10 protein-coding genes are annotated in these 18272 nt (G+C 65.7%); 6 read left to right on the plus strand and 4 right to left on the minus strand.

Annotation, left to right across the window (positions count from 1 at the left end; translation table 11 throughout):
- Positions 1–19: 19 nt before the first annotated feature.
- Together ACZK13_RS13690 and ACZK13_RS13695 are read right to left on the minus strand one after the other, a co-directional pair.
- Positions 20–793, minus strand: coding sequence for an NAD kinase (locus ACZK13_RS13690; protein ID WP_006376667.1), 774 nt, complete (start codon positions 791–793; stop codon positions 20–22).
- A 381-nt stretch (positions 794–1174) separates the two neighbouring features.
- On the minus strand, positions 1175–6151 hold the full coding sequence (locus tag ACZK13_RS13695) for an NAD-glutamate dehydrogenase (RefSeq protein WP_253144057.1): 4977 nt from the start codon (positions 6149–6151) through the stop codon (positions 1175–1177).
- A 250-nt stretch (positions 6152–6401) separates the two neighbouring features.
- Here ACZK13_RS13695 and ACZK13_RS13700 point away from each other — a divergent pair, with 250 nt between their 5' ends.
- Genes ACZK13_RS13700 through ACZK13_RS13710 form a run of 3 tightly spaced genes read left to right on the plus strand, consistent with a single transcriptional unit; the run spans position 6402 to position 11515 of the window.
- Complete coding sequence (locus ACZK13_RS13700) at positions 6402–7058, plus strand: TetR/AcrR family transcriptional regulator (protein ID WP_032127669.1); 657 nt, start codon at positions 6402–6404, stop codon at positions 7056–7058.
- Positions 7058–8326, plus strand: coding sequence for an efflux RND transporter periplasmic adaptor subunit (locus ACZK13_RS13705; RefSeq protein WP_253144056.1), 1269 nt, complete (start codon positions 7058–7060; stop codon positions 8324–8326). The genes ACZK13_RS13700 and ACZK13_RS13705 overlap by 1 nt, the downstream gene beginning before the upstream one ends.
- A gap of 15 nt (positions 8327–8341) precedes the next feature.
- Positions 8342–11515, plus strand: a complete 3174-nt coding sequence (locus ACZK13_RS13710; protein ID WP_049400218.1) for a multidrug efflux RND transporter permease subunit — start codon at positions 8342–8344, stop codon at positions 11513–11515.
- A 139-nt stretch (positions 11516–11654) separates the two neighbouring features.
- On the opposite strand, the gene ACZK13_RS13715 is transcribed toward ACZK13_RS13710, so the two are convergent.
- Complete coding sequence (locus ACZK13_RS13715; RefSeq protein ID WP_080355173.1) at positions 11655–11918, minus strand: hypothetical protein; 264 nt, start codon at positions 11916–11918, stop codon at positions 11655–11657.
- 155 nt (positions 11919–12073) lie between these two features.
- On the minus strand, positions 12074–13222 hold the full coding sequence (locus ACZK13_RS13720; RefSeq protein ID WP_032127665.1) for an acyl-CoA dehydrogenase family protein: 1149 nt from the start codon (positions 13220–13222) through the stop codon (positions 12074–12076).
- A gap of 153 nt (positions 13223–13375) precedes the next feature.
- On the opposite strand from ACZK13_RS13720, the gene ACZK13_RS13725 reads away from it, so the two are divergent.
- Genes ACZK13_RS13725 through metH form a run of 3 tightly spaced genes read left to right on the plus strand, consistent with a single transcriptional unit; the run spans position 13376 to position 18152 of the window.
- Complete coding sequence (locus tag ACZK13_RS13725; protein WP_032127664.1) at positions 13376–14305, plus strand: ArsR/SmtB family transcription factor; 930 nt, start codon at positions 13376–13378, stop codon at positions 14303–14305.
- A 13-nt stretch (positions 14306–14318) separates the two neighbouring features.
- Positions 14319–15410, plus strand: a complete 1092-nt coding sequence (locus tag ACZK13_RS13730) for a homocysteine S-methyltransferase family protein (protein ID WP_478481815.1) — start codon at positions 14319–14321, stop codon at positions 15408–15410.
- Between the two features lie 57 nt (positions 15411–15467).
- Positions 15468–18152, plus strand: a complete 2685-nt coding sequence (metH, locus tag ACZK13_RS13735) for a methionine synthase (protein ID WP_478481817.1) — start codon at positions 15468–15470, stop codon at positions 18150–18152.
- Positions 18153–18272: the final 120 nt, after the last annotated feature.

The following is an 18272-nucleotide window of genomic DNA, read 5'->3' on the forward strand; positions in this document are numbered from 1 at the left end:
GGCCGGCCGCCTATTGTCGTCAAAAAACGAACTGTTCGCTCAGGATCCGGTCTTCCAGGTTGTGCTCCGGGTCGAACAGCAGGGTCACGCGGCGGTCCTTCGACTCGCGGATGGTCACCTCGACCACGTCGCGGGTCTCGTGCGAATCCGCTGTAACGCTGACCGGGCGCTTGTACGGATCAAGCACGCGGAAACGCACCTCGGTGTCGGCCTTGAGGATCGCCCCGCGCCAGCGTCGCGGCCGGTAAGGGGCCAGCGGCGTCAGCGCGATGGTATGCGAGCCCAGCGGCAGCACCGGTCCGTGCGCGGAATAGTTGTAGGCGGTACTGCCTGCCGGGGTGGCCACCAGCACGCCGTCTCCGATCAGTTCGGCCACACGTTCCTGGCCGTTGAGGTCGATGCCGATATGCGCCGCCTGCCGGGTCTGGCGCAGCAGCGACACATCGTTGTAGGCCAGCGAACCGGTACTGGTGCCCGACTCGGTCAGCGCCACCATTTCCAGCGGGCGCAGGTTGGCCGGTTCGGCACGGGCGATGCGGGCCTGCACGTCATCGTCGCCACGGTACTGGTTCATCAGGAAGCCGACGGTGCCCAGCTTCATACCGAACACCGGCTTGCCCAGGTGCCCGTGCCGATGCAGGGTCTGCAGCATGAAACCGTCGCCGCCCAGTGGGCACAGAACGTCGGCCTGCTCCGGCGCGTGGTCACCATAACGCGAGACCATGGCCGCGCGGGCCATCTGCGCGGGCTCGGTGGTGCTGGCCAGGAAAGCGATGCGGGGGGTGTCGCTCATCGGTGGATCCGGGGGGGACTGGTGAAGAGCATAACCGAGCGCCGGGGGTGGACCGCGCGGGGCGGATGACCGGCATATCCGCCGGGACACGCCGTAAACCCGTCCCTGGGGGCTCGATCGCGCCATCCATGGCGCTCACGGTCCCGGCGGATATGCCGGTCATCCACCTGACAGGTCGACGGCCGGCGTCGGGTCAGTGATCGCAGAAAAACAGGCAGAAACAGAACGGCCCCGCTTTCGCGGGGCCGTTCCTCCAACTGCTGCAGATCAGGAGCCCCCCTGAGTCAGGGGGGCGCGCCAACGGCGCGGGGGTCTGGGAGCATGGTTGGCATGGGGCCCACGGTTTGCAGAGCAAACCGTGGGGCGTCAGCGCGAATGCGCTTACGCACCATGCGCGGCCAGCTGGCCCAGGCGCTGGACGGCGACCGAGACGGTCGGGTAGTCCAGGGTCTTCTGCTCGGCCAGTTCGGCCAGCATCGCCAGGGTGAAGCGCAGGCTGTTGTCATCGCGGCCCATCCATGCGGCCACCTTGGCTTCGGCACTGCCACCCTTGGTGCCCAGCACCTGGCCCGCCAGGTTGCGGTGGTTGGCGGCCAGCTCGTCGCGCAGCACGCCACGTGCCACGGCGTGCCAACGGCCGTTGACCTCCAGCGCGTCGACCTGCTCGAACAGCCATGGCAGCTGCAGGGCATCGCCCAGGCGGAAGTGGACCTTGGACACGTCCACCGGCTTCAGCTTGCGGGTACGGGCCAGTTCGATGATGTCGAACGCCGGCTCCAGGAAGTGCAGTTCGGCCAGCTGCTGTGCCAGCGCGGACGGCAGGCCCTTTTCCTTCCACTCGGCCACCAGGGCTTCGTAGGTCGGACGCTGCGAATCCGGCAGCACACCCGAAGCAACGCGGATGTCGTTGAACGGACCCTGGTAGCGGTTGACCGCTTCGGTGATGCCCGGCATCGCGCCCGGGCGCGACAGCAGCCAGCGCACGAACGAGCGCTGCAGCTTCCAGATCACTTCCAGTGCATCGATCTGCACCGACTCCGGCACCTTGCCGTCGAGGGCATCGATCTGTGCCCACAGCGCGCGCGCATCCAGCGTTTCACGGCTGATGGTGTAGGCCTTGGCGACCTCGGCGATGGAACGGCCGGTGTCTTCCTGCATGCGCATCAGGAAGGTGGCGCCCATGCGGTTGATGGTCTGGTTGGTCACGGCCGTGGCGATGATTTCGCGCTTCAGGCGGTGACGCTCCATTGCGTCGGCGTACTTCTTCTGCAGCGGGGTCGGGAAGTAGCGCTGCAGCTCCTTGGACAGGTACGGATCTTCCGGAATGTCCGAATCCAGCAGCTGGGCGAACGCCACCAGCTTGGAGTAGGACAGCAGCACCGACAACTCCGGACGGGTCAGGCCCTGGCCGCGTGCCTTGCGCTGCGACAGCTCGGCATCGGACGGCAGGAACTCGATCTGGCGATCAAGCAGGCCCTGCTGTTCCAGGGTACGGATGAAGTGCTGCTTGGAGCCCAGGCGCTTGACTGCCATCCGCTCCATCAGGCTCAGCGCCTGGTTCTGGCGGTAGTTGTCGTTGAGCACCAGCTCGGCGACTTCATCGGTCATCGAGGCCAGCAGCTTGTTGCGCTGCTCGACGGTCAGCTTCTTGGCCCGCACCACATCGTTGAGCAGGATCTTGATGTTGACTTCATGGTCGGAGGTGTCGACACCGGCCGAGTTGTCGATGAAGTCGGTGTTGAGCAGCACGCCGGCCTGGGCAGCTTCGATGCGGCCCAGCTGGGTCATGCCCAGGTTGCCGCCCTCGCCCACCACCTTGCAGCGCAGCTCGCCACCGTTCACGCGCAGCGCGTTGTTGGCGCGGTCGCCGACATCGCTGTGCTGCTCGCTGGCGGCCTTGACGTAGGTACCGATGCCGCCGTTCCACAGCAGGTCGACCGGTGCCTTCAGGATCGCGCTCATCAGGTCGTTCGGCGACAGCGCCTTGACGTTCTCGTCCAGGCCCAGCACTTCACGCACCTGCGGGGTGATCTCGATCGACTTCAGGCTGCGCGGGTACACGCCGCCGCCCTTGCTGATCAGCTTGGCATCGTAGTCCGCCCAGCTCGAACGCGGCACGGTGAACAGGCGCTCACGTTCGACGAACGTGGTGGCTGCATCCGGGTTCGGGTCCAGGAAGATGTGGCGATGATCGAACGCAGCGACCAGGCGGATGTGGCGCGACAGCAGCATGCCGTTGCCGAACACGTCGCCGGACATGTCGCCGACGCCGACTGCGGTGAAGTCCTGGCTCTGGCTGTCACGGCCCAGCGCACGGAAGTGACGCTTGACCGACTCCCACGCACCGCGTGCGGTGATGCCCATGCCCTTGTGGTCGTAACCCACCGAACCACCAGAGGCGAACGCATCGCCCATCCAGAAGCCGTGCGCGATGGCCAGGCCGTTGGCAATGTCGGAGAAGGTCGCGGTGCCCTTGTCGGCAGCCACCACCAGGTACGGATCGTCCATGTCGTGGCGCACGACATCCACCGGCGGCACGATCTTGTTGTTGACGATGTTGTCGGTGATGTCCAGCAGGCCCTGGATGAACAGCTTGTAGCAGGCCACGCCGTTGGCGAAGATCGCGTCGCGGTCGCCGTTCACCGGCGGGGTCTTGGCGAAGAAGCCGCCCTTCGCGCCGACCGGCACGATGACGGTGTTCTTGACCATCTGCGCCTTGACCAGGCCCAGTACTTCGGTACGGAAGTCTTCGCGACGGTCCGACCAGCGCAGGCCACCACGGGCGACCGCGCCGAAGCGCAGGTGGGTACCTTCCACGCGCGGGCCGTAGACGAAGATTTCGCGGTACGGGCGCGGCTTCGGCAGGTCCGGCACCAGCGCCGAATCGAACTTGAAGCTGATGACATGGCCGTGCTGGCCGTTGGCATCGGTCTGGTAGTAGCTGGTACGCAGGGTCGCGTCGATCACGCCCATGAACGAGCGCAGGATGCGGTCCTCGTCCAGGCTGGACACGCGGTCCATCAGCTTCAGCAGCGCATCGCGCGCGGCCTGCATCTGCGCGTCGCGGTCACCCTTGCGGGCGTCGACCACGGTCTTGAGCACCTTCAGGGTGGCGTCGTCGCCGGCTGCCAGCACATCCAGGTGTGCCTTCAGCTGGGCCTGGCCGGCGGCGATGTCATCCTTGCTTTCGTGGCCGGTAGCCGGATCGAAGCGGGCTTCGAACAGCTCGACCAGCAGGCGGGCCAGCAGCGGGTAGCGCGCGAAGGTGCCTTCCACGTAGGCCTGCGAGAACGGCACGCCAGTCTGCAGCAGGTACTTGCAGTAGCCACGCAGCATGGCGACCTGGCGCCAGTGCAGGCCAGCGGCCAGCACCAGGCGGTTGAAGCCGTCGTTCTCGGCATCGCCGTGCCAGACGCGGGCGAAGGTCTCGCCGAAGGCTTCATCGACGCTGGCGGCATCGATCGCGCCGGCGGTCGACTCGACCTCGAAGTCCTGCACGTACACCGGCGCGTTGTCGACCGACAGGCGGTACGGACGCTCGGCGATCACGCGCAGGCCCATGTTTTCCATCATCGGCAGCGCGTCCGACAGCGGAATGTCGTCCAGCTGGCGATACAGCTTCAGGCGCAGGCCATCGCCGCTTTCGCGCGGCACGGCCTGCAGGCTCAGGCGCAGGTCGTCCGGGCCGGTCAGGGCATCGAGCTGGCTGACATCGTTGGCGGCAACGGCGGTGCTGTTGTCTTCAATGTAGCCGGCCGGCAGTGCCTTGCCGATACGGGCAGCGATGCGCAGGCCTTCGGTTTCGCCATGGCGGGTCACCAGCGCTTCGCGCAGGTCGTCCTGCCAGTTGCGCAGCACCTGGGCCAGCTTCTGCTCCAGTTCGGCGGTATCGACGTCCAGCATTTCGCCCGGCTTGGGGCGCACGATCAGGTGCACCTGGGCCAGCGGCGATTCGCCCAGCACCACCGAGCTGTCCACGTACTCGCCGTGCAGCGCGTCCTTCAGCATCGCTTCGATGCGCAGGCGCACGTCGGTGTTGAAGCGCTCACGCGGCAGGTAGACCAGCGCGGAGATGAAACGGCTGTACTTGTCGCGGCGCAGGAACAGGCGGCTGCGCACGCGCTCCTGCAGGCCCAGCACGCCCATGGCAGTGCGGAACAGTTCGTCCTCGCTGGACTGGAACAGTTCTTCGCGCGGCAGGGTTTCCAGGATGTGGCGCAGGGCCTTGCCGCTGTGGCTGGCCGAGGCCAGGCCCGACTGCTTCATCACGTGCTCGTGGCGCTGGCGCACCAGCGGGATTTCCCACGGGCGACGGTTGTAGGCGCTGGAGGTGAACAGGCCGAGGAAGCGCTGCTCGCCGATGATCTTGCCCTTGGCGTCGAATTCCAGCACGCCGATGTAGTCCATGTAGCCGGCGCGGTGCACGCGCGAACGGGCATTGGTCTTGGTCAGGATCAGCGCGTCCTTCAGCCCGGACGTGGTGTTCAGGCCCTGCGCGGCCAGGGTCTTGACCGGACGGGCGGCGGACTTGTCCTTGCCGCGCATCAGGCCCAGGCCGGTGTCGTTCAGCGGCGCCAGCACCTCTTCCTTGCCCTGCTTCTCGACGCGGTACTCGCGGTAGCCGAAGAAGGTGAAGTGGTTGTCGGCGGCCCAGCGCAGGAATTCCTGTGCTTCCTTGCGCGACGCGTCGTCGACCGGCAGCTGGCGGCTGCCCAGGTCGTCGGCCAGCGCCAGTGCCTTGTCCTTCATCGGCTGCCAGTCGCGCACGATCGCACGCACTTCGTCCAGCGCCTTGCTGATGGCCTGCTCGATGGCCGCCATGGCTTCGGCCGGCTGGCGGTCGATCTCCAGCAGCATCACCGACTCGGCATCACCCTCGCCGACCTTGACCAGCTTGCCGGCCTTGTCGCGGGTGAAGCGCAGCACCGGGTGGCCCAGCACGTGGACGCCCACGCCCTGTTCGGCCAGCGACATGGTGACGGTATCGACCAGGAACGGCATGTCGTCGTTGACGATCTGCAGCACGGTGTGCGGCGATTCCCAACCGTTGGCCTTCGCGGTCGGATTGAACACGCGGACGTTGGCCTTGCCGGCCTTGCGGGCACGGGCGAATTCCAGCGTCTCAGCCGCGAGCGCGGCCCACTCTTCAGCGCTGTGGTGCGGGAACTCGTCCGACTCCATGCGCTTGTAGAAGTCAGTGGCGAAGGCCACCGCTTCGGCCTGTGCGGCCGCGGGGTAACGCTTGCGCAATGCCGTGTACACCGGCTCCAGGGAGAAACCAGCGGTCACTGCGACCTCCGACTCTGCTGGTTTGGTCTTGTTTTTCACGGTCTTGGCTGCGGTTTTTTGCGGTTTCATGGCAGAGCGATGCGCTTGCTCAGTTGGGAAAATGAAATTGTAGCCCTACCGCACGAAAAGGCCTTGCTGCAGGACGGAATAAGTAGATTCGGGTTTGCTGCGGTTTAGACGCCTATTCAGTTCGCACCGGTATGGTGCTGGCGCGCGCTTCAGCACTGCCGACAGGATCGGCAAAGCGTGTTACCGGAAGACACACGCGGCGACGCCGATTCGATTCCACAATCCTGAACTGGACGGTATAGTCCACCGCGTGAACCCGGCCTACCTCCCCGTTGCCCTCGACGCACGCGATGAGCGCGTGTTCGATGCCGTGCGCGAGCTGTTGGCCCAGCAGGGCATGCAGATGAGCATGGACGCGGTGGCCCAGCATGCCGGCTGCTCCAAGCAGACCCTGTACTCGCGCTACGGCAACAAGCAGGAACTGCTGCGCCGGGTGATGCAGCGCCATGTCGGCCACGCTACCGGCGCCATGGTTCGTGCACTCCGCACTGACGACCTGCGTGCCAGCCTGCTCCAGTTCGCCACCGACTTCCTGGAGCATTTCAACCAACCGCACGTAGGGCAGGCCTGTCGGCTGATCGCCGCCGACGCGGCCCAGTTTCCCGAAGAGGCGCGTACGCTGTACCGGCATGGCGCCGGCGCGCTGACGCTTCATCTTGCTGAATGGATTGAAACCGTTTGCATGCGTGGCCAGCTCCGGCATGACGACCCGCACTTCATGGCCGAACTGCTGCTGAGCATGATCGCCGGTCAGGATTTCGACAAACAGCGTTTCCATACCCCCCATCGTGATGACGCGCAGCTGCGTCGGCGCTGGGCAGAGTTCTCCGTCGACAGCTTCCTGCGCGCGTTCGCGCCTCAGCCGTCGGCGGCCCCGTCTTCAAACCAACCCCGGAGTTCCTCCTGATGACCGCCCCACTCCGCACCCTTGCCCTGACGTGCGCCGTTGCTGTCGCGCTGGCTGCCTGCAAGAAGCCGGAACAGCAGACGCCCCCGCCGCCGGAGGTGGGCGTGATCGACGCCAAGCCGCAGACCCTGCCGCTGCAGCGTGAGCTGGTCGGCCGCCTGTCGCCGTTCCGCAGCGCCGACGTGCGTGCGCGCGTGCCGGGCGTACTGCTCAAGCGCGTCTACCAGGAAGGCTCGCAGGTCAAGCAGGGCCAGCCACTGTTCCTGATCGACCCGGCGCCGCTGCGTGCTTCGCTCAATGCCTCCGAGGCCCAGCTGGCCTCGGCCCGCGCGACCTACGCCAACGCCAAGGTCGCCGCCGACCGCGCGCGTTCGCTGGCGCCGCAGCAGTTCGTCTCCAAGTCTGACCTGGACAACGCCGAATCGGCCGAGCGCACCGCGCTGGCCGCGGTCAAGCAGGCCGAAGCGGCGGTGACCTCTTCGCGCATCAACCTGGGCTACACCGAAGTGACCGCACCGATCAGCGGCGTGGCCAACAAGCAGCAGGTCACCGAAGGTGCGCTGGTCGGCCAGGGCGATGTGACCCTGCTTACCACCGTTGACCAGCTCGACCCGCTGTACGTGAACTTCTCGCTGAGCGTGGACGAGTTGACCCAGCTGCGCGCGCAGCAGGCCAAGGGTGCGCTGGCGCTGTCCGGTGACGGCAAGGCCACGGTCAACGTCAAGCTGGCCGACGGCAGCACCTACAGCGAGCCGGGCACGCTGGACTTCTCTTCGACCACGGTCGACCCGGCCACCGGCGCGGTGTCGCTGCGTGCGCTGCTGCCGAACCCGCAGCAGATCCTGCTGCCCGGCGCCTTCGTCAGCTTCCAGGCCAACCTCGGCGAGCGCAACAACGCCTACCTGGTGCCGCAGCAGGCGCTGCTGCGCGACACCACCGGCGGCTACGTGATGGTGGTCGGTGCCGACGGCAAGGTGGTGCGCAAGAACGTGAAGACCGATGGCGCGCAGAACGGCAACTGGCTGGTCAGCGACGGCCTGGCCGCCGGTGACAAGGTGATCGTGGCCGGCGTGCAGAAGGTCAAGGAAGGTGCGCCGGCAGTCGCCAAGCCGTGGACCCCGGGGCAGGACGCCAACGGCAAGCCTGCCGCAGGCGGCGCCGCTCCGGCGGGCGCAGCACCGGCCGCAGGCAAGGCACCGGCCGACGCGGCCAAGCCCGAGCAGGCCGATGCGGCCAAGCCGGCCGCCACCGATTCGAACAAGCAGTAACGGGAACCTTCCGTCATGCCTAAATTTTTCATCGAACATCCAGTCTTCGCCTGGGTGGTTGCGATCCTGATCTCGCTCAGCGGCGTGATCGCGATCCTCAACCTGGGCGTGGAGTCCTATCCCAACATCGCCCCGCCGCAGGTCACCGTCTCGGCGACCTACCCGGGCGCCAGTGCGGACACCACCGAGAAATCGGTCACCCAGGTGATCGAGCAGCAGCTGACCGGTATCGATCACCTGCTGTACTTCAGCTCATCGTCCGCCTCCAACGGCCGCGCGCAGATCACCCTGACCTTCGAGACCGGTACCGATCCGGACATCGCCCAGGTGCAGGTGCAGAACAAGGTCTCGCTGGCCACGCCACGCCTGCCTTCGGAAGTGACCCAGCAGGGCGTGGTGGTGGCCAAGGCCAACGCCGGCTTCCTGATGGTGATCGCGCTGCAGTCCGATACGCCGGCCATCAACCGTGACGCCCTGAACGACATCGTCGGTTCGCGCGTGCTCGATCAGGTCTCGCGTATTCCCGGCGTCGGCAGCACCCAGCAGTTCGGTTCCGAGTACGCCATGAACATCTGGCTCAACCCGGAGAAGATGCAGGGTTATGGCCTGTCGGCCAGCCAGGTGCTCGCCGCGGTGCGTGCGCAGAACGTGCAGTTCGCTGCCGGTGCGCTGGGTTCGGACCCGTCGCCGGAAGGCCAGCACTTCACCGCCACGGTCTCGGCTGAAGGCCGCTTCAGTTCGCCGCAGGAGTTCGAGAACATCATCCTGCGGGCAAATCCGGATGGTTCGCGGGTGCTGATGAAGGACATCGCCCGCGTTGCCTTCGGTGCCAACAACTACGGTTTCGACACCCAGTACAACGGCAAGCCGACCGGTGCCTTCGCCATCCAGCTGCTGCCGGGCGCCAACGCCCTGAACGTGGCCGATGCGGTGCGCGCCAAGATGGACGAGCTGCAGCCCAGCTTCCCGTCCGGGGTGACCTGGTTCTCGCCGTACGACAGCACCACCTTCGTCAAGATCTCCATCCAGGAAGTGGTCAAGACACTGTTTGAAGCAGTGTTCCTGGTGTTCCTGGTGATGCTGATCTTCCTGCAGAACTTCCGCGCCACCCTGATCCCGACCCTGGTCATCCCGGTGGCCCTGCTCGGCACCTTCCTGGGCATGTGGATGATCGGCTTCACGATCAACCAGCTGACCCTGTTCGCGATGGTGCTGGCGATCGGCATCGTGGTCGATGACGCGATCGTGGTGATCGAGAACGTCGAACGCATCATGACCGAGGAAGGCCTGGCGCCGAAGCCGGCCACGCAGAAGGCGATGACCCAGATCACCGGCGCGGTGGTGGCGATCACCGTCGTACTGGCCGCGGTGTTCATCCCGTCCGCCCTGCAGGGCGGCGCCGCCGGTGAGATCTACAAGCAGTTCGCGCTGACCATCGCCATCTCGATGGCGTTCTCGGCGTTCCTGGCGCTGGGCTTCACCCCGGCGCTGTGCGCGACCTTCCTCAAGCCGACGCACAACGACAACCCGAACATCATCTACCGCACCTTCAACAAGTACTACGACAAGATCAGCCACACCTACGTGGGCCACATCACCTCGGCGGTGCGCCATGCGCCGCGCTGGATGATCCTGTTCGTGGTGCTCACCGCGCTTTGCGGCTTCCTGTTCACCCGCATGCCGGGCAGCTTCCTGCCGGAAGAAGACCAGGGCTATGCGCTGGCGATCGTGCAGCTGCCGCCGGGCTCGACCAAGGGCCAGACCAACGAAGTGTTCGCGCAGATGCGTGGCATCCTGGAAAAGCAGGATGGCTATGAAGGCATGCTGCAGGTGGCCGGTTTCAGCTTCGTCGGTTCCGGTGAGAACGTGGGCATGGGCTTCATCCGCCTGAAGCCATGGGAGGAACGCAAGTTCACCGCGCCCGAGTTCATCCAGAACATGAACGGCGCGTTCTACGGCATCAAGGAAGCGCAGATCTTCGTGGTCAACCTGCCCACCGTGCAGGGCCTCGGCCAGTTCGGCGGCTTCGACATGTGGCTGCAGGACCGCAGCGGTGCCGGCTACGAGCAGCTGACCCAGGCGCGCAACATCCTGCTTGGCCAGGCTGCGCAGAAACCCGATCATCTGGTGGGCGTACGCCCGAACGGCCTGGAAAACGCCCCGCAGCTGCAGCTGCATGTCGACCGCGTGCAGGCGCAGTCGATGGGCATGTCGGTGTCGGACGTGTACAGCACCATCCAGCTGATGCTGGCCCCGGTGTACGTGAACGACTTCTTCTACGAAGGCCGCATCAAGCGCGTGACCATGCAGGCCGATGGTCCGTACCGCACCGGCCAGGAGTCGCTGAAGAGCTTCTACAGCCCGTCCAGCCTGACCACGAATGCCGACGGCACCAATGCGATGATCCCGCTCAATACGGTGGTCAAGTCCGAATGGGTGTCGGCACCGCCGTCGCTGAGCCGCTACAACGGCTACTCGGCGATCAACATCGTCGGCTCGCAGGCACCGGGCACCAGCTCGGGTGAGGCGATGCAGACCATGGAAGGCATCGTCAACGACGATCTGCCGGCTGGCTTCGGCTACGACTGGTCGGGCATGTCCTACCAGGAAATCCTGGCCGGCAACGCGGCGACGCTGCTGCTGGTGCTGTCGATCGTGGTGGTGTTCCTGTGCCTGGCCGCGTTGTATGAAAGCTGGTCGATCCCGGTGGCGGTGCTGCTGGTGGTGCCGCTGGGCGTGCTTGGCGCCCTCGGCCTGTCGATGCTGCGTGGCCTGCCGAACGATCTGTTCTTCAAGATCGGCCTGATCACCGTGATCGGCCTGGCCGCCAAGAACGCGATCCTGATCGTCGAGTTCGCGGTGGAACAGCGCGCAGCAGGCAAGACCCTGCGCGATGCCACCATCGAGGCGGCACGCCTGCGTTTCCGACCGATCCTGATGACCTCGTTCGCGTTCATCATGGGCGTGATCCCGATGGCGATCTCCACCGGCGCCGGCGCCAATTCCCGCCACGCCATCGGCACCGGCGTGATCGGCGGCATGCTGTTCGCCACCCTGCTCGGCCTGCTGATGATCCCGGTGTTCTTCGTGGTCGTGCGCCGCATGCTGGGTGACAAGCTGGATGAGTCCTCCAAGGAATTCATGGAGCGCCAGCGTGACGCGGAAGCCGCGCATCGTCCGGATCGTTGATCCGGCGGTGGGTTGAAACGAAAAGGCCCCGGAGCGATCCGGGGCCTTTTCATTCGTGCCATGAAGCCGGTAGTCGCCAACCTTGGTTGGCGCCGCTGGGTCCATGCCAACCAAGGTTGGCGCATACCAAGCCGGCGTATCAGCGCAGCAGTGCAACCACCACGCACACCACCACGAGAGCCAATGCAGCCCATTGCATCGGCACAAAGAAGAAATGATGGGGTGCAGCCATACCCTTCTGCCGGGGCGCACGGTTGAGCCACAGACCCAGCAATACGTTCACCGCTGCGCCGATGCCTGCACCCAACAGAACCTGGGGCAGCGGCGTGTTGCCCCTGGAGCCTTCATGCGGAAAGAAGTACGCCAGCAGCAGGATGGCTGCAATCGGCGTCACCAGCGTCATGAATCCCCAACCTCGATAGATCATCTTTGCAGATCGCGTAAAAACCGGCTTGCATTGGACCAGATCGGGTATCGCTCGGCCAGAAAGACCGTGTATCCACGCATGGCGTGGATCTACTGGCCGCGCCGCCGTTGCAGCGGCGCGGCCGGTCGAACTCAGCGCAGCCCGGTCTCGTTGCGGGCGATCACCAGGCGCTGGATTTCCGAGGTGCCCTCGTAGATCTCGGTGATCTTGGCATCACGGAAGTAGCGCTCCAGCGGCATTTCCTTCGAGTATCCCATGCCGCCATGAATCTGCACGGCCTGATGGGTGATCCACATCGCCGCTTCCGAGGCCGTCAGCTTGGCCACCGCCGCTTCGGTGCTGAAGCGCTTGCCTTGGCCCTTCACCCACGCCGCGCGCAGGGTCAGCAGCAGCGCTGCGTCCAGCTTGCACTTCATGTCGGCGATCTTGGCCTGGGTCATCTGGAAGGTACCAATGGCCGCGCCGAACGCCTTGCGCTCCTTCACGTACTCCAGGGTCGCTTCATAGGCGGCACGGGCGATGCCGATGGCCTGCGAGGCGATACCGATGCGGCCAGCATCGAGCACGCTCATGGCGATCTTGAAGCCCTCGCCTTCCTGGCCCAGCACGTCTTCAGCCTGCGCCACGTAGTCGTTGAACTCGATCTCGCAGGTGGCCGAAGCGCGGATGCCGAGCTTCGGCTCCGTCTTGCCGCGACCGAAGCCCGCCTTGTCGGTATCGATGATGAAGGCGGTGATGCCGCGCGCGCCCTTTTCCGGCTCGCTCATTGCGAACAGCACGATGTACTTGGCCACCGGGCCGGAGGTGATCCAGCTCTTCTTGCCGTTGATGACGAAGGTGCCATCGGCCTGCTTCACTGCACGGCAGCGCATGGCGGTGGCGTCCGAACCGGACTGCGGCTCGGTCAGCGCGAACGCGCCGATGGCCTCGCCTTCGGCGATGGCACGCACGTAGGTCTGCTTCTGTTCCTCGGTACCGTGGGTGAGGATGCCGTTGCAGAACAGCGAGTTGTTGACCGACATGATGGTCGAATGGGCTGCGTCGGCGGCGGCGACCTCCACCATCGCCAACACGTACGCCACCGGGTCCATGCCCGCGCCACCGTATTCGGTCGGCACTTCGATGCCCATCAGGCCGTTTTCGCCCAGCAGGCGGATGTTGTCCAGCGGGAACTCGCCGGTGCGGTCATGGTGCTCCGCGCTGGGGGCGATCTTTTCCTGCGCGATGCGCCGCGCCACGTCCTGCAGCATCAACTGCTCTTCAGTAAAGCTGAAATCCACAACACCCTCCCGGGTACATGAAGTTATGGGCCGCGCACCGCGCGCCCAGGTGCCTCGATTGTACCGGGGCCCGCCAGTTTCCGTACGCCAGCGACTTGACCGCGGCAGGCGTTCTCAGCGAATATATCTCTATATCGCGATAGGTAGATATTTATGGATCTGGAAGACTGGTCGACCCGCCTCAAGGTGTTCGCCGATGCCACCCGCGTGCGCCTGCTGGCGCTGCTGGAGCAGGAGGAACTGACCGTGGCCGAACTGTCGGCGATCACCCGGCTGGCACAGCCACGGGTATCCACCCACCTGGCGCGCCTGAAGGAAGCCGGCCTGGTCCGCGACCGCCGTGCGGGCGTGTCGGCCTATTACCGCTTCGACGAGGCCCAGCTGGACCCGGCGCAGCGTGCATTGTGGCATGCCTTGAGCAATGGAAGCGACGACCCGTTGCTGCGGCAGGACGCTGAACGTGTCGCCGCCGTGCTGGCCCACCGTGCCTCCGACCAGAACTGGGCCGACAGCGTGGCCGGCGACATGGAGCGCCACTACTCTCCGGGCCGCACCTGGGAGGCGCTGGCGCGCACGGCGCTGCCGCTGCTGGAGACCGGCGACGTGCTGGACATCGCCTCCGGTGACGGCGTGCTGGCCGAACTCGTCGCCCCGCATGCCAAGCGCTACATCTGCATCGATACCAGCGCGCGCGTGGTTGCCGCCGCCAGCGAGCGCCTGCGCCGCCTGCCCAATGTGGAAGTGCGCGAGGGCGACATGCATGCGCTGCCGTTCAAGGACGGCAGCTTCGACCTGGTGGTGCTGATGCATGCGCTGACCTACGCCAGCAAACCGGCGCAGGCGGTGACCGAAGCCGCGCGCGTGCTGCGCTCCGGCGGCCGCCTGCTGCTGTGCAGCCTGGCCCGCCACGAGCACAAGGCGGCGGTGGAGGCCTACGGCCACGTCAACCTCGGCTTCAGCGACAAGGAGCTGCGCAGGTTCGTCGACAAGGCCGGCCTGCAGGTATCCAGCCTGGAGACGGTCACCCGCGAAAAGCGTCCGCCGCACTTCGAAGTGATTTCACTGATCGCCAACAAGCCCTGAGCCCGAGATCGCCATGCCTGCCCTGCCCTGGTTGCATCCTGATCGTGCCAACGCCCTGCTCGACGCCCTGCGCGAGCGGATCCTGATCATCGACGGCGCGATGGGCACCATGATCCAGCGCCATGGCCTGCAGGAAGACGACTACCGCGGCGAGCGCTTCGCCGGTGGCTACGATCATATGCATGGCCCCGCTTGCGACCACGCCGTGCAGGAAGGGCATGACCTGAAGGGCAACAACGATCTGCTGCTGCTGACCCGGCCGCAGATCGTCGCCGACATCCACACCGCCTACCTGGAAGCGGGCGCGGATCTGGTCGAGACCAACACGTTCAACGCCACGTCGGTCAGCCAGGCCGACTACCACCTCGAACACCTGGTGTACGAGTTGAACAAGGCTGGCGCAGCGGTGGCACGCGCCTGCTGCGATACGGTAGCCGCAACCACACCAGGCAAGCCACGCTTCGTGATCGGGGTGATCGGCCCGACCAGCCGCACCGCCTCGATCAGTCCCGATGTCAACGATCCGGGCTTTCGCAACACCAGCTTCGACGAGCTTCGCGACACGTACCGCGAAGCCATTGACGGCCTGATCGACGGCGGCGCCGACACCATCATGGTCGAGACCATCTTCGACACGCTCAATGCCAAGGCCGCGCTGTATGCACTGGAGGAGGCCTTCGATGCACGCGGCGCAAGGTTGCCCGTGATGATCTCCGGCACCATCACCGATGCCTCTGGGCGCACGCTGTCCGGGCAGACCGCCGAGGCCTTCCACGCGTCGCTCGCGCATGCGCGCCCATTGTCGATCGGCCTGAACTGCGCACTGGGTGCCGACGCGATGCGCCCGCACGTGGAAACCCTTTCGCAGGTCGCCGACTGCTACGTCAGCGCGCACCCCAACGCAGGCCTGCCCAATGCCTTCGGCGAGTACGACGAGACGCCCGAGGACATGGCCAGCACCCTGCGCGGTTTCGCCGAGGATGGCCTGTTGAACCTGGTCGGTGGCTGCTGTGGCTCCACCCCTGACCATATCCGCGCAATCGCCGAGGCCGTGGCCGGGCTGCCGCCGCGCGCCCTGCCCGGTGTCCAGGAGCAGGCCGCATGAATGTCGCCGCCACCGTTCCGCACTTCCCGCCCTATTGCTGTTGAGCCGACGCCTGCCATGACGCCTGTCCGCCCTACCCGCCTGTCCGGCCTGGAACCTCTGGTCATCACTCCGGACCTGCTGTTCATCAACGTCGGCGAACGCACCAACGTCACCGGCAGCGCGCAGTTCCGCAAGCTGGTCAAGGAAGGCCGCTACGAAGAAGCGGTGGACGTGGCCCGCCAGCAGGTGGCCAGCGGTGCGCAGATCCTCGACGTCAACATGGACGAGGGCCTGATCGATTCGGAAGCGGCGATGACCCGCTACCTCAACCTGATCATGTCCGAGCCGGACATCGCCCGTATTCCGGTGATGGTCGACTCCTCCAAGTGGAGCGTGATCGAGGCCGGCCTGAAGTGCCTGCAGGGCAAGAGCGTGGTCAATTCGATCTCGCTGAAGGAAGGCGAGGCGCTGTTCCGCGAGCACGCACGCAAGGTCCTGCGCTATGGCGCGGCCGCGGTGGTGATGGCATTCGACGAAAGCGGGCAGGCTGACACCTGCGCACGCAAGGTCGAGATCTGCACCCGCGCCTACCGCATCCTGGTCGACGAGATCGGCTTCCCACCGCAGGACATCATCTTCGACCCGAACATCTTCGCCGTCGCCACCGGCATCGAAGAGCACGACAACTATGCGGTGGACTTCATCGAAGCCACCCGCATCATCAAGCAGACGCTGCCGCACTGCCATGTGTCCGGCGGTGTTTCCAACGTCTCGTTCTCGTTCCGCGGCAACGAAACGGTGCGCCAGGCCATCCACTCGGTGTTCCTGTACCACGCCATTGCCGCCGGCATGGACATGGGCATCGTCAACGCCGGCGCCATGCCGATCTACGACGAACTGGAACCGGAACTGCGCGAGCGCGTGGAGGATGTGATCCTCAACCGCCGCAGCGATGCCACCGAGCGCCTGCTGGAAATCGCCGAGCGCTACAAGGGCAAGAAGGGCGCGGCGAAGACCGAAGACCTCGCCTGGCGCGAGAAGCCGGTGGCGCAGCGCCTGGCCCACGCGCTGGTGCACGGCCTGGATGCCTTCGTGGAAGAAGACACCGAACTGGCCCGGCAGGCGTCCAGCCGCCCGCTGGACGTGATCGAAGGTCCGTTGATGGATGGCATGAACGTGGTCGGCGACCTGTTCGGCGCCGGCAAGATGTTCCTGCCGCAGGTGGTGAAATCCGCGCGCGTGATGAAGAAGGCCGTGGCCTACCTGCTGCCCTACATCGAGGCCGAGAAGGCGCGCAGTGGCGACACCGCCAAGAGCAACGGCAAGATCATCATAGCCACGGTGAAGGGTGATGTGCATGACATCGGCAAGAACATCGTCGGCGTAGTCCTGGCCTGCAACAACTTCGAGGTGGTCGACCTTGGCGTGATGGTGCCGGCGCAGAAGATCCTTGATGCCGCGCGCGAGCACAACGCCGACCTGATCGGCCTGTCCGGCCTGATCACTCCATCACTGGAAGAGATGAGCCACGTGGCCCGGGAGATGCAGCGCCAGGGCTTCGACCTGCCGCTGCTGATCGGTGGAGCGACCACCTCGCGCGCGCACACCGCGCTGAAGATCGACCCACATTACAAGGCGCCCACGGTGTGGGTGAAGGACGCCTCGCGCGCGGTCGGCGTGGCCCAGTCGCTGATCTCGCGTGACCTGCGCGAGGCCTTCGTAGCCGCCAACGAGGCCGACTATGCCGAGATCCGCGCGCGCCATCGCAACCGTGGCGATGCCAAGCGCCTGGTTTCGCTGGAACACGCGCGTGGGCAGAAATTCCAGGGCGGCTGGGACACCTACACGCCGCCGGCACCGAACCAGCCCGGCCTGCACGTATTTGACGACTACCCGCTGGCCGAACTGGTCGACTACATCGACTGGACGCCGTTCTTCCAGGCCTGGGAGCTGGCCGGCAAGTTCCCGGCCATCCTCACCGACGAGATCGTCGGCACCCAGGCCAGCGATCTGTACAGGGACGCCCGCGCGATGCTTGAGCGCATCGTCAATGAGAAATGGCTGACCGCCAAGGCCGTGTTCGGCCTGTGGCCGGCCAACAGCATCGGCGACGACGTGCGCGTGCAGCACCCGCAGGGCGAGACCACCCTGCACTTCCTGCGCCAGCAGGTGGACAAGCCGGCCGAGCGCCCGGATTTCTGCCTGGCCGATTTCATCGCCCCGGCCGACAGCGGCAAGCAGGATTGGATCGGCGCCTTCGCCGTCACTGCCGGCATCGGCATCGACGCGCACGTAGCGCGCTTCGAAGCCGACCACGATGACTACAACGCGATTCTGCTGAAGGCCCTCGCCGATCGCTTCGCCGAAGCGCTGGCCGAGCGCCTGCACCAGCGCGTGCGTACCGAATTCTGGGGCCATGAGCACGCCGAGACGCTGGACAACGAGGCGCTGATCGACGAGGAGTACCGTGGCATCCGCCCGGCACCGGGTTACCCCGCCTGCCCGGAGCACAGCGAGAAGCGACGCCTGTTCGACCTGCTGCAGGCCGAAGCCAACGCCGGCATGGAACTGACCGAGAGCTTCGCGATGCTGCCTACGGCGGCCGTTTCGGGCTACTACTTCAGCCATCCGCAGAGCCAGTACTTCGTGGTCGGCCGCCTCAGCCGCGAGCAGGTCAGCGACTACGCCCGCCGCAAGGGCGTGGACCGCGCCCAGGCCGAGCGCTGGCTGGCCTCCAACCTCGACTACGACCCCGAATGACACAAAAAGGGGACGGAGGGGATTAAGTCGTTTGTGCCTAAAACGACTTAATCCCCTCCGTCCCCTTTTCGCTTCATCATTGCGCTGGGCTTTGACGGTTTCTCGTCCGGTGTCGTTTGC

The organism is Stenotrophomonas sp. 99219_Sma, from assembly GCF_056480785.1.